The sequence below is a fragment of the Bradyrhizobium sp. PRIMUS42 genome (assembly GCF_023006515.1).
In the GTDB taxonomy this organism is placed as follows: Bacteria; Pseudomonadota; Alphaproteobacteria; order Rhizobiales; family Xanthobacteraceae; genus Bradyrhizobium.
The window spans coordinates 1-11,559 of sequence record NZ_JALBGZ010000127.1; the positions used below are offsets into that span (position 1 = coordinate 1).

13 protein-coding genes are annotated in these 11,559 nt (G+C 63.7%); 4 read left to right on the forward strand and 9 right to left on the reverse strand.

Annotated elements, in window-relative coordinates; genetic code table 11:
• The 8 genes from MOV75_RS12835 to MOV75_RS12870 all read right to left on the reverse strand — a co-directional run.
• Positions 1–317 (reverse strand): FixH family protein (locus MOV75_RS12835; RefSeq protein ID WP_247005873.1); only part of this gene is annotated, 317 nt, incomplete at its 3' end.
• 19 nt (positions 318–336) lie between these two features.
• Entirely contained in the window at positions 337–1,803 is a 1,467-nt protein-coding gene (ccoG, locus tag MOV75_RS12840; RefSeq protein WP_246916821.1) for a cytochrome c oxidase accessory protein CcoG, read from the reverse strand.
• 123 nt (positions 1,804–1,926) lie between these two features.
• Positions 1,927–2,799, reverse strand: coding sequence for a cytochrome-c oxidase, cbb3-type subunit III (gene ccoP, locus MOV75_RS12845; protein WP_246916824.1), 873 nt, complete (start codon positions 2,797–2,799; stop codon positions 1,927–1,929).
• Positions 2,800–2,805: 6 nt separating this feature from the next.
• Positions 2,806–2,970, reverse strand: coding sequence for a cbb3-type cytochrome c oxidase subunit 3 (locus MOV75_RS12850; protein ID WP_246916827.1), 165 nt, complete (start codon positions 2,968–2,970; stop codon positions 2,806–2,808).
• Between the two features lie 13 nt (positions 2,971–2,983).
• Positions 2,984–3,718, reverse strand: a complete 735-nt coding sequence (gene ccoO / locus MOV75_RS12855) for a cytochrome-c oxidase, cbb3-type subunit II (RefSeq protein ID WP_246916830.1) — start codon at positions 3,716–3,718, stop codon at positions 2,984–2,986.
• A gap of 12 nt (positions 3,719–3,730) precedes the next feature.
• The gene (gene ccoN / locus MOV75_RS12860) at positions 3,731–5,380 is read right to left on the reverse strand and encodes a cytochrome-c oxidase, cbb3-type subunit I (protein WP_246916833.1); all 1,650 of its coding nucleotides are present in this window, start codon (positions 5,378–5,380) and stop codon (positions 3,731–3,733) included.
• A 346-nt stretch (positions 5,381–5,726) separates the two neighbouring features.
• The gene (locus MOV75_RS12865; protein WP_246916836.1) at positions 5,727–6,152 is read right to left on the reverse strand and encodes an HPP family protein; all 426 of its coding nucleotides are present in this window, start codon (positions 6,150–6,152) and stop codon (positions 5,727–5,729) included.
• 34 nt (positions 6,153–6,186) lie between these two features.
• Positions 6,187–7,020 carry a universal stress protein gene (locus MOV75_RS12870; RefSeq protein WP_246916839.1) on the reverse strand — a complete coding sequence of 278 codons (834 nt, stop codon included), beginning with the start codon at positions 7,018–7,020 and terminating at the stop codon, positions 6,187–6,189.
• 200 nt (positions 7,021–7,220) lie between these two features.
• Between MOV75_RS12870 and fixL the strand changes: the two genes are divergently transcribed.
• The 4 genes from fixL (at position 7,221) to MOV75_RS12890 (ending at position 10,622) form a co-directional block, all read left to right on the forward strand.
• Positions 7,221–8,738 carry a sensor protein FixL gene (gene fixL / locus MOV75_RS12875; RefSeq protein ID WP_246916842.1) on the forward strand — a complete coding sequence of 506 codons (1,518 nt, stop codon included), beginning with the start codon at positions 7,221–7,223 and terminating at the stop codon, positions 8,736–8,738.
• A gap of 3 nt (positions 8,739–8,741) precedes the next feature.
• Positions 8,742–9,359: a response regulator FixJ gene (gene fixJ / locus MOV75_RS12880; RefSeq protein WP_246916843.1), complete on the forward strand. Its 618-nt coding sequence runs from the start codon at positions 8,742–8,744 to the stop codon at positions 9,357–9,359.
• 44 nt (positions 9,360–9,403) lie between these two features.
• Complete coding sequence (locus tag MOV75_RS12885) at positions 9,404–9,820, forward strand: response regulator transcription factor (protein ID WP_246916847.1); 417 nt, start codon at positions 9,404–9,406, stop codon at positions 9,818–9,820.
• Between the two features lie 103 nt (positions 9,821–9,923).
• On the forward strand, positions 9,924–10,622 hold the full coding sequence (locus tag MOV75_RS12890) for a helix-turn-helix domain-containing protein (RefSeq protein ID WP_246916849.1): 699 nt from the start codon (positions 9,924–9,926) through the stop codon (positions 10,620–10,622).
• A 67-nt stretch (positions 10,623–10,689) separates the two neighbouring features.
• On the opposite strand, the gene MOV75_RS12895 is transcribed toward MOV75_RS12890, so the two are convergent.
• A partial coding sequence (locus MOV75_RS12895) for an MFS transporter (RefSeq protein WP_247005875.1) occupies positions 10,690–11,559 on the reverse strand: 870 nt, incomplete at its 5' end.

The following is an 11,559-nucleotide window of genomic DNA, read 5'->3' on the forward strand; positions in this document are numbered from 1 at the left end:
AGCCGTCCGCCGAATTTCAGTCCGGCGATCGGCTGACCGCCGGCATCGCGGGCTTCGACCTGGACCACGGCGCCGCCGTCGTTGCGGCGCTCGATATGGGCGTTGACCTTCCATTTGCGCAGCGCCTGGTCATGCGCCGCCGAGATCTCGCGGTCGTAGGTCAGGCCGGCGGCATAGGGGCTGTCCACATCGGTGCCGGGCAGCGTCGCGATCGCGAGCTTCATCATGGTGACGTTGACGCCGATCACGAGGCCGAAGAAAGCGACCAGCATCAGGAAGACTTTTGTTCCGGTCAGCGGCTTCGGGGCGGATGCCATGGCTCACTCCAGACTTTTCTTAAGGCGAGACGAAATTATCGGTGGCGGAAGCGACCTCGCCGAGCCCGATATCGGTGACGTGGAAGCGAACGGGGACCGACTTCTCCGTATTGTTCTCGGCCGGCGCCGTGACGAGCAGCCGCAGCTCGCTGGTGGAGTCGCGCGGGATCACGATCATCGGCCTGTCCGGCGTCACTGAATCGACGCCGATCACGTGAATGGTCGCGTTGGCCGGACCGTTCGCGTCGATCGCGATGACACGGTCGTAGCCGCTCTTGTTCAGCAGGCGCACCGTGTAGGCGTTGCGGATCGAGCCGTCGCTGAGCTTGACCGCGACCGGATTGCGATCGTGCAGGACGTTGACGTCGAGCAGGCTGCGCGTCGCCAGCGTGTAGATCATGAAGCCGCCGATGGCCGCAATGATGGCGCTGTAGACGATGGTGCGGGGCCGGACGATGCGGTAGATCGGCGCCTTGCCTTCCTGGCGGCGCTGAATGTTGATGTCGTTGTCGTAGCCGATCAGGCGCTTCGGCCGGCCGATTTTCGTCATCACGTTGTCGCAGGCGTCGATGCAGAGACCGCACTGGATGCATTCCATCTGCGGTCCGTTGCGGATGTCGATGCCGGTGGGGCAAACCGCGACGCACTGGTAGCAATCCACGCAATCGCCAACCTGCTCGCCGAGCGCGCGCAGCTCGGCGGCCTTTTTGACCGACGTGCGCTTCTCGCCGCGGTCGTAGCGGTAAGTGACGTTGAGCGCCCATTCGTCGGTGAGCGCGGCCTGGATCCGCGGCCAGGGGCACATATAGGTGCAGACCTGCTCGCGCATGTAGCCGGCGAGCAGATAAGTCGTCGCGGTGAGGATACCGATCCAGATATAGGCGATCATCGGCCCCTGGAAGGTGACGAGCTCTTTCACCAGGGTCGGCGCATCGTTGAAGTAGAGCACCCAGGCGCCGCCGGTCCACCAGGCGATCATGAGCCAGATCGAATGCTTGAGCACGATCTCGGAGATCCGCTCGAGCTTCAGCGGATCGGACGATTTGTCCTTCTTCATCCGCTCGCGCCGGTCACCCTCGACCAAACGCTCGACGGCATAGAACAGGTCGGTCCACACCGTCTGTGGGCAGAGATAGCCGCACCAGATGCGGCCGCCGACCGAGTTCATCAGGAACAGCGCCACCGCGGCCACGATCAACAGGCCGGTGAAGTAGTAGACCTCCTGCGGCCACAGCTCGATGAAGAAGAAGTAGAAGCGGCTGTTGGGAAGATCGATCAACACCGCCTGGCTGGGGGCGCCGAGGCCGCGGTTCCAGCGCACGAAGGGGAGGAAATAATAGACACCGAGGCAGACCGCCATCAGGCTCCATTTGATCCGGCGGAACGTGCCGGAGACGCTCTGAGGATAGACCTTTTTTTGAGCCGCGTAGAGCGGCCCGTTGTGGTCATCCGATGTGAGGTCTTTCGGGTTCACGGTCTTGTTCATCGCTTAGAAATTCTCGAAGAGGTGCGATTAAACCTAGACCCGGCATCGTCGCGCCGTTTGATCCAGCTCAAACGAGGGCGCTTTTGTTCGCCCCCGCTAGAATCCTTTGAGCCGCGGGATCTGCTATTTTCCGCCGCCCAGCGAGTGGACGTAGACCGCCATCGCCTTGATGGTGGCAGGATCAAGCCGCCCTTCCCAGGCTGGCATGACGCCGGCACGACCTTGGCTGATGGTCTCGATCAAAGCCGCTTCGTCGGAGCCGTAGAGCCAGATCTTGTCGGTCAGGTTTGGAGCGCCCATCTCCGGGTTGCCCTTGCCGCCGTCGCCGTGGCAGGCAACGCAATTCTCCGCGAAGATCTTCTCACCCTTGGCGGCATCGAAGCCGTTGCGGGTCGGAAGGCCAGCCAGCGACCGCACGTAATTGGCGACCGTGACGATCTCGTCGCCCTTCAGCACGCCGTCCTTGCCGAAGGCGAGCATCTGGCCCTCATGGGTCTTGGCATGACCGGAACGCGCGCCGAACTGGATGGTCTGCATGATCTGGTCGAGCGTGCCGCCCCACAGCCAGTCGTCGTCGTTCAGGTTCGGATAGCCCTTGGCGCCGGCGCCACCAGAGCCGTGGCACGGCGCGCAATTGTCGCCGAACACGGTCTTGCCCTTGGCGCGAGCGAGCGCCAGCAGGGCCGGGTCCTTCTCGATGTCGGCGAGCGAGGCCGCGCCCAGCGCCACCATCTTGTCACCGCGGATCTTCTCGAGGTTGGCGAGCTCGACCGCGACGTCGGCGCGCGAGGAGTAGCCGAACATGCCCGTGGTATTGCTGGAGATCAGCGGCCATGCCGGATAGACGATCCAGTAGGCGACCGCCCAGACGATGGTGAGATAGAAGCAGATCACCCACCACCGCGGCAGCGGTGTGTTGAGCTCCTTGATGCCGTCCCATTCATGTCCGGTCGTGGACTTTCCGGTGACGGTATCGACTTCGCTATGATCGGTCATGGTCTCTCACTCCTCCCGCAACGGCAGGTGCGCTGCTTGATCGAAAACAGCCTTGTTACGGGGCCAAAAAGCGTAGGCGATGATCGCGAGAAAGATCGCGACGAACACCGGCGTCCAGATCGTCGTCACGAGCTCGGACGCTAGATTATGGACTGTCAGGATAGCTTTCATCGTTCATGCCTTCTCAGCGAAGATTGGCTTTCTCGTTGTAGATCTTGAAGTCGACCAGCGTGCCGAGCATCTGCAGGTACGCGATCAGCGCGTCCATCTCGGTCGGCGTGCCGGTCTTGCCGTCGAAATTGCGCACGACGGCCTTGGCGTAGCGCTTGTTGAAGGCGTCGGTGCCGGCATTCTCCGGATCGGCCTGGGCCTTCATATCGGCGGCCGCATTGGCGATCTGCTCGTCGCTATAGGGTACGCCGACGATCCTGAGCGCGCGCATGTCGCCGGCGATCGCGTCCGGATCGACCTCGGTCTTGCTGAGGAACGGATAGCCCGGCATCACCGATTGCGGCACGATCGCGCGCGGGTTGGTCAGATGGGTGACGTGCCAGTCGTCGGAGTACTTGGCGCCGACGCGGGCAAGGTCCGGGCCGGTGCGCTTGGAGCCCCACTGGAACGGGTGATCATACATGCTCTCGGCCGCAAGCGAGAAGTGGCCGTAGCGCTCGACCTCGTCGCGCAGGGGGCGGACCATCTGCGAGTGGCAGAGATAGCAGCCCTCGCGGACATAGACGTTGCGTCCCGCGAGCTCCAGCGGCGTATAGGGCCTCACTCCGTCGACCTTCTCGATCGTGCTCTTGAGGTAGAACAGCGGAGTGATCTCGACGAGACCGCCGATCGCGATCACCAGCAGGATGCCGACGATCAGGATGATCGAGTTCTTTTCGAAGACTTGGTGGCGTGTCCAGAACGACATTGCTTTAGCTCCTCATTCCGCCGGCTGAAGAGCGACGGGCATCTGGACTTCCTGCTCGCCGACGCGAACGGTCATCCAGAGATTATAGGCCATGATCAGCGCACCGATCAGGAACAGCCCGCCGCCTGCGGCGCGGATGACGTAGAAGGGATGCATCGCCTCGACGGTCTCGATGAAGGAATATTCGAGGAAGCCGAGCGAGGTGTAGGCGCGCCACATCAGGCCCTGGAGGATGCCGGACACCCACATCGCCGAGATGTAGAGGACGATGCCGAGGGTCGCGACCCAGAAGTGCCAGTTGACGAGCTTCAGGCTGTAGAGCCCCTTGCGATTCCACGCCCACGGCACCAGGCAGTAGAGCGCGCCGAAGGAGACGAAGCCGACCCAGCCGAGCGCGCCGGAGTGCACGTGGCCGATGGTCCAGTCGGTATAGTGGCTGAGCGAGTTGACCACCTTGATCGACATCATCGGCCCTTCGAAGGTCGACATGCCGTAGAAGGCGACGGAGACCACGAGCATGCGCAGCACGGGGTCGGTGCGCAGCTTGTCCCAGGCCCCCGACAGCGTCATCAGGCCGTTGATCATGCCGCCCCAGGAGGGCATCCACAGCATGATCGAGAAGGTCATGCCGAGCGTCTGTGTCCAGTCCGGCAGCGCCGTGTAGTGCAGATGATGGGGACCTGCCCAGATGTAGAGGAAGATCAGCGCCCAGAAGTGGATGATCGACAGCCGGTAGGAATAGATCGGCCGCTCGGCGCGCTTGGGGATGAAGTAGTACATGATGGCGAGGAAGCCGGCGGTCAGGAAGAAGCCGACCGCGTTGTGGCCGTACCACCACTGGAACATGGCGTCCTGGATGCCGCCCCAGGCGACGTAGGACTTCGAGCCGAACACCGAGACGGGAAGCGCCGGATTATTGCCGAGATGCAGCACCGCGATCGTCACGATGAAGGCGAGATAGAACCAGTTCGCGACGAAGATGTGCGGCTCCTTGCGCTTGATGACGGTGGCAAGGAAGACGAGCAGATAGACGACCCAGACGATGGTCAGCCACAGATCGGCATACCATTCCGGCTCGGCATATTCCTTCGACTGGGTGACGCCGAGCAGATAGCCCGTGCCGGCGACCAGAATGAAGAAATTGTAGCCCACGACGACGAACCAGGGCGCGAGGTCACCGGCGAGGCGCGCGCGGCAGGACTTCTGCACCACGTAGAAGGAGGTCGCGATCAGCACGTTGCCGCCGAAGGCGAAGATCACCGCGGAGGTGTGCAGCGGACGCAGGCGGCCGAAGCTGATCCAGGGCAGATCGAAGTTCAGCGCAGGCCAGGCGAGCTGCGAGGCGATGATGAGGCCGACGAGGAAGCCGGCGATGCCCCAGAACATCGCCATGAAGGAGGAGAACTTGATCGGCCCCATGTTGTAGTTGGGACGGCCGTTGATCTCCGCCGGCGGCAGCGCCGCCGGGCGCTCGAAGTAGCGGTTGACGATGCAGAACACCGCAGCCAGGCTTGCCGCCGCGCTGAGCGCGGCATGGAAGGCGAAGGGCGCATCGAGCGCCTTGGCCGAAGCGATCACGCAGAGGAAGGCGGTGACTGCGAACACGACAGCCAAGCCGCTTTCACCGATGGTCATGGATTTGGAAATGGAGGGCTGGCTCATGCGGATTCTCTCTGAAAGAACACAGGGCCAGAAACCACATTCACCCTCGCGGGGAATTGATTGAAATCAAGGGCGGCAATTAAGTTCTGGATCGACTCATTCTTTCGGGATTGCCCCGTATTTCCGCAGAACCGTCAGCTAATGTCTCCCTTGCGGGAGAGGACAGCGCCATCGGGAGATACAAACTGGCTCGGGTGAGGGCATGGCTCCGCGAGCGCAGAATCGTAGGGTGGGCAAAGGCGCGCTTGCGCCGTGCCCACCATCCATCCAACACCGCGGGGAGAAGTGGTGGGCACGCTGCGCTTTGCCCACCCTACGACTCATAACATGAGGAGAAAGGAACAAGTCAGTCCCTTGCCGTCGCCTTGAGTGCCGCGATGACGTCCTCGCGGGCGATGATTCCGACCAGCTTCTGCGCGCCGTCGAGCACGATGATGCTCCTGATGCGGTGCTCGACCATGATCTGGAGCACGCGCGTCAGGCGGGTGTCGGGACTGACATAGATGAATTCTGGCGTCATGACGTCGCCGACCTTGCGGCTCATCAGGTCGTGATAGCGGGGCAGCATCTGGCTCGGCGTGAAGGCGAAGCACTTCAGGATGTCGAATTTGGTGACGATGCCGACCACCTGCCCGTCGTCCTCGACCGGATAGGAGTTGAAATCGTCGGTCTCGAACATCTCGCTGAGCCCGAGCAAGTCGCAGTCGCGCTGCACCGCCTTGACGTTGCGCGTCATGTAGCCCTCGACGGTCTGCTCAAGAAATCTGTACACTGCGCGTCCTCCTCGATTGATTTCCGGCCAGCCGTCAATGCGACAGCAGCACGCTGCGTGCAGTCTGCGTGACCAGATACTGGGTGACGCCGCCCAGGATCAGTTCACGAAATCTCGAATGACCATAAGCGCCCGCTACGATCAGGCCGGCATCAACGTCGCCCGCGAATTTCTCCAGTTGCGCGGCGGCGGTTTCGTTCCGGGCGCCTTCGCAGATACGCGCCGTCGCGGTTACGCCGTGGCGGGCGAGCCAGGCGGCAACGTCGGTGATGCCGGCCATCACGACCGAGCGGTCGTCATCGCGCTCCGGAATTGTGGCGATGGTGACGTCCCTCGCCTTGCGCAGCATCGGCAGCGCATCGGACACCGCCCGCCGCGCCTCCGGCGTGTCCTTCCACGCCACCAGCACGCTGCGCAGATCGAGCCAGTTGGCCCGGTCGGGGACAACGAGAAGCGGGCGGCCGGCCTGCATCACCAGATCCTTGGGGCTTGCGAGCGCGAACGCGTCGGAGAAGGCCGGGCTCTGCCCGCCGCTGACCACGATGTCGGCGCAGCGCGCCTGGGCCAGGACGAATCGCGCCGGAAAGTCCATGGCGCTGCGCCACTCCGCATGTCCGCCACGATTCCTGATGGCGGCGCGGAATTGCGCCTCGAGGCCGGCCAGCCGCCGCTTGACCGAAGCTTCGCCCTCGTCGATCAGCGCTTGCGCCTCGGCCCCGTCAGTGAAATAGAGCGGCGGCGCGAACTGGGCCGCGGCGACCCCAACGATGGCCGCCTCGAAGCGCTCGGCGAGCTCGCCCGCGACCTGGAGACGTGCCTCGTTGGACTGGTCGAGCGCCAGGCTGACCATCACCGTCGCGTATGTCATCGGAAATTCTCCAGTGCAAAGACTTCGGTGAAATTTACGCCTGCCTCCGCACATCGGGATGAGATAGATCAAGGAGGGCGCGGCGCCCGACTTGCCGTCAATCGGCGAGCGGACAGAACTTGCCTCCGGCCCGCCCTTAGGCGACATTGGGAGAGCGGTAATCGCGTCCGGAGCCGCCGCATCAGGATGAGGAGCATCTTTTGTCGCCGACCCGCGTAACGCACTCGCAGGACGATGGTCGGGGCGAACGTTTTCTCGTTCGGATCGAAGGGTTTGGCGTCGGCACCTGGGATCTCGACCTCGCCACACGGGAATTGGACTGGTCCGACACCGCCAGGGCTCTGCTCGGCGTCGAACTGGATCAGCCGCCGAGCTACGACCTCTTTCTGTCGCGGCTTCAAAAGGCGGACCGAGAACGAGTCGAGAGCGCGATCAAGCGCGTGTCCGAGCGGGGCGGCAGCTTCGACGTGTCGTTCAAGGTCGCGAATGCCTCCGGCAGCGGGCAATGGATCCGCGCCCGGGCTGGACTCATTAGAGACGAAGCCGGCGCCGCGCGTCATCTCAGCGGCATCTTTCTGGACATCGACGAGGAAAAGCAGGTCGAGGAGGCGCTGCGCACGCGCGAGAGTCACCTCCGCTCCATCCTCCACACCATTCCCGACGCCATGATCGTCATCGACGGCCACGGCATCATGCAGCTCTTCAGCACGGCTGCTGAGCGCCTGTTCGGCTGGCCCGAGCACGAGGCGATCGGCCAGAACGTCAGCATCCTGATGCCGGAGCCCGATCGCACCCGCCACGACGGTTACATCGCCCGCTACCGCTCCACGAACGATCCGCACATCATCGGCATCGGCCGCATCGTGACCGGCAAACGCCGCGACGGCACGACTTTTCCGATGCACCTGTCGATCGGCGAGATGGAGTCCGGCGGCGAGCCCTATTTCACCGGCTTCGTCCGCGACCTGACCGAGCACCAGCAGACCCAGGCCCGGCTCCAGGAATTGCAATCCGAGCTGGTCCACGTCTCGCGGCTGACCGCGATGGGCGAAATGGCCTCCGCGCTCGCCCACGAGCTCAACCAGCCGCTGGCCGCGATCAGCAATTACATGAAGGGATCGCGGCGCCTCCTCGCCGGCAGCAGCGATCCCAACATGCCGAAGGTTGAAAGCGCGTTGGATCGCGCGGCAGAGCAGGCCTTGCGCGCCGGCCAGATCATCCGGCGCCTGCGCGACTTCGTCTCCCGCGGCGAATCGGAGAAGCGGGTCGAGAGCCTGTCCAAGCTGATCGAGGAGGCCGGCGCGCTCGGGCTCGCCGGCGCGCGCGAGCAGAACGTGCAGCTCCGCTTCAGCCTCGACCCTGACGCCGATCTCGTCCTTGCCGACCGCGTGCAGATCCAGCAGGTGCTGGTCAATCTGTTTCGCAACGCGCTCGAAGCAATGGCGCAGTCATCGCGGCGCGAGCTCGTGGTCGCCAACGCCCGTGTCGCTGACGACATGATCGAGGTGGAGGTCTCCGACACCGGTTCGGGCTTCCGGGACGACGTCATTCCAAACCTGTTCCAGACCTTCTTCACCACCAAAGACACCGGCATGGGCGTAGGGCTCTCCATCAGCCGCTCGATCATCGAGGCTCACGGCGGCCGCATGTGGGCCGAGAGCAACGCGGCGGGCGGAGCGACATTCCGCTTCACCTTGCCGGCAACCGACGAAAGCTGATTCATGACGACCAAGGGACATGTCTACGTCATCGACGACGACGCCGCGATGCGCGATTCGCTGAATTTCCTGTTGGATTCCGCCGGCTTCGGCGTCACGCTGTTCGACGACGCACTAGCCTTTCTCGATGCCTTGCCCGGCCTCGGCTTCGGCTGCGTCGTCTCCGACGTGCGTATGCCCGGCCTCGACGGGATCGAGCTGCTGAAGCGGATGAAGGCGCAGCAAAGCGCGTTCCCGATTTTGATCATGACCGGTCACGGCGACGTGCCGCTTGCGGTCGAGGCGATGAAGCTCGGGGCGGTCGATTTCCTGGAAAAGCCGTTTGACGACGACCGTCTCACCACCATGATCGAATCGGCGATCCGCGAGGCCGAGCCAGCCGCCAAGAGCGAGGCCGTCTCGCAGGACATCGCCGCCCGCGTCGCGTCCTTGAGTCCCAGGGAGCGCCAGGTCATGGAAGGGCTGATCGCGGGCCTGTCCAACAAGCTGATCGCCCGCGAATACGATATCAGCCCGCGCACCATCGAGGTCTACCGGGCCAATGTCATGACCAAGATGCAGGCTGGCAGCCTCTCGGAACTGGTCCGGTTGGCGATGCGTGCCGGCATGCTCAACGATTGAGGCAGGTCAATCCCGCGTCCCGGCGCTGTGCTAGCCTAAGCAGCATGATCGAGGTCGGTTCACATCATGAGCGGCCGTCGTCCTCAGCGCTCTGCACTGTCTATGTGGTCGATGATGACGCCGCCGTCCTGGGATCCCTGCGGTTCCTGCTGGAGACCGACGGCTTCGTCGTGCGAACCTTCAGGAGCGGCACGGCGCTGCTCAATGTCAGCGGCGCGCCCGGACCGGACTGCTACGTCATCGACTACAAGATGCCAGGCATCAACGGCATCGAGCTCGCCGGCCACTTGCGCGAATCCGACCGCGAGACGCCTGTGATCCTGATCACGGGCTATCCCGACGAGAACATCTCGGCCCGGGCAGCGATGGCGGGCATCAAAGAAGTGGTTTTGAAGCCGCTTCTCGACGAAAACCTGGTCAAGTGCATCCGCCATGCCATCCAGGACCGTCCCCGCACCTGACCTACGGGATTCTACGTAGGTAATCGTCCTTAAGATATCGCTCGAAATTTCCGGATTGCGCGATCCCGCGTAGCAATGCTCCATCACAACGGAGATGGCGCAGATGCTCACCCAGACCCTCAACACTCAAGCGATCAACACACAGATTGTTGGCAAGATCGCCCCCGCCCATCCCGTCACCGACCAGTTCGGCGCCATCACCGGCCATGTCGGCCTCGTCGCCACGGAATTCTCCTACCGCAAGGACGAGGAGATCTATGGCGAGGATGAGCCGGCCGAATATGTCTACCAGGTCGTGTCCGGCGCGGTGAGCAGCTACAAGCTCCTGTCGGACGGCCGCCGCCAGATCGGCGCCTTCCATCTTCCCGGCGACGTGTTCGGCCTCGAATCCGGTCCCGCCCACCGCCTTGCTGCCGAAGCCATCATCGACACCACCGTCCGCCTCGTGAAGCGTGCGAGCCTCGAGAAGGCCGCAGGCACCGATGTGCACGTCGCCCGCAAGCTCTGGGCAATGACCGCTGGCGAGCTGCGCCATGCCGAGGACCACATGCTGCTGCTGGGCCGCAAGACCGCGATGGAGCGCGTTGCCACCTTCCTGCTCGAAATGGACCGCCGCCTCGCCGTTGCCGGCATGATGGCGCTGCCGATGTGCCGCCGCGACATCGGCGACTATCTCGGTCTCACGCTCGAAACCGTGTCGCGCGCACTGTCGCAGCTTCACGCCCAGGGCATTCTCGGTTTCTCCGGCGCCCGCCAGATCGTGCTGCGCAACCGTCAGCGCCTGCAGCATCTCGACGCCTGATCTTCCTCCTCCCTACCCACTTGGCCGGCCGAACTCGTTTCGGCCGGCCATTTTCTTTCGCCCGCGATCATGCCGTGCGCCGCGTCTCCGGCATCACGAAGAGAATCAGCAAAAGCCCCATTGCAGCCACGCCGGACAGCCCGATAAAGGCGGTCGCATTGCCGAACTTGTCGCTGACATAACCTCCGAGCACCGTGCTCAGTGACGCGCCGATGCCTGTGGCGGTGCCGACGATGCCCTGCGCCAGGTTGAAATGGCCGCTGCCGAAAGCGACGTCGGCCACGATCAGCGGAATCATCACCGCGAACACCGCCGCGGTGATGCCATCGAACACCTGCACTGCCACCAGCAGGTACGGGTCGCGCACGGTCGCAAACAGCAGACCGCGAATCATCAGCGCGCCGAATCCAATCAGAAGCAACGGCCGCCGGCCCCAGAGCTGCGCCTTGCGGCCGACCGTCGGCGACAGCAGCGCCACGATCGCTTGCGGAACGACGATGCAAAATGCGACGAGCACCGTTGCCCATTGGCTGGACCGCGCCGTTACAGCGCTTGCCATCAGCGGCATCATGGCGGCGTTCGCGAGCTGCAACAGCAGCACGCTGAGGGCGAAGACGATGAGCGGACGCTGCCGGATCAGGTGCCAGATGTTGGTGTCAGCACGGTCGGCGGCTTCAGGCGGCATCTCGCCGTGACAACGCCTGATATCGACCTCCTGCTCGCGGATGCGCGAGAGTGCGATCAGGGTCGGAATTGCGAGCAGGAAGGTGACCAGGAACACCGAGCGGCTCGACAAGAGATAGCCCGCGGTGCCCATCACCGCCGCTGCGACGCCGTTGCCAAGCGAGGCAAAGCGCGCGTTGCGGCCGAGCCGCTCGCCGATCGCGAGCGGACCGACCAGACCAAGGCTGATCGCCGCAATTGCCGGCCCCAGCAC

Excerpts from the sequence above, each read along its gene's own strand:
- ccoP (WP_246916824.1), bottom strand. The coding sequence starts at position 2,799 with ATGACCGATCATAGCGAAGTCGATACCGTCACCGGAAAGTCCACGACC.
- ccoN (WP_246916833.1), bottom strand. The coding sequence starts at position 5,380 with ATGAGCCAGCCCTCCATTTCCAAATCCATGACCATCGGTGAAAGCGGC.
- MOV75_RS12850 (WP_246916827.1), bottom strand. The coding sequence starts at position 2,970 with ATGAAAGCTATCCTGACAGTCCATAATCTAGCGTCCGAGCTCGTGACG.
- ccoO (WP_246916830.1), bottom strand. The coding sequence starts at position 3,718 with ATGTCGTTCTGGACACGCCACCAAGTCTTCGAAAAGAACTCGATCATC.
- ccoG (WP_246916821.1), bottom strand. The coding sequence starts at position 1,803 with ATGAACAAGACCGTGAACCCGAAAGACCTCACATCGGATGACCACAAC.
- MOV75_RS12890 (WP_246916849.1), top strand. The coding sequence starts at position 9,924 with ATGCTCACCCAGACCCTCAACACTCAAGCGATCAACACACAGATTGTT.
- MOV75_RS12885 (WP_246916847.1), top strand. The coding sequence starts at position 9,404 with ATGATCGAGGTCGGTTCACATCATGAGCGGCCGTCGTCCTCAGCGCTC.
- MOV75_RS12870 (WP_246916839.1), bottom strand. The coding sequence starts at position 7,020 with ATGACATACGCGACGGTGATGGTCAGCCTGGCGCTCGACCAGTCCAAC.
- fixJ (WP_246916843.1), top strand. The coding sequence starts at position 8,742 with ATGACGACCAAGGGACATGTCTACGTCATCGACGACGACGCCGCGATG.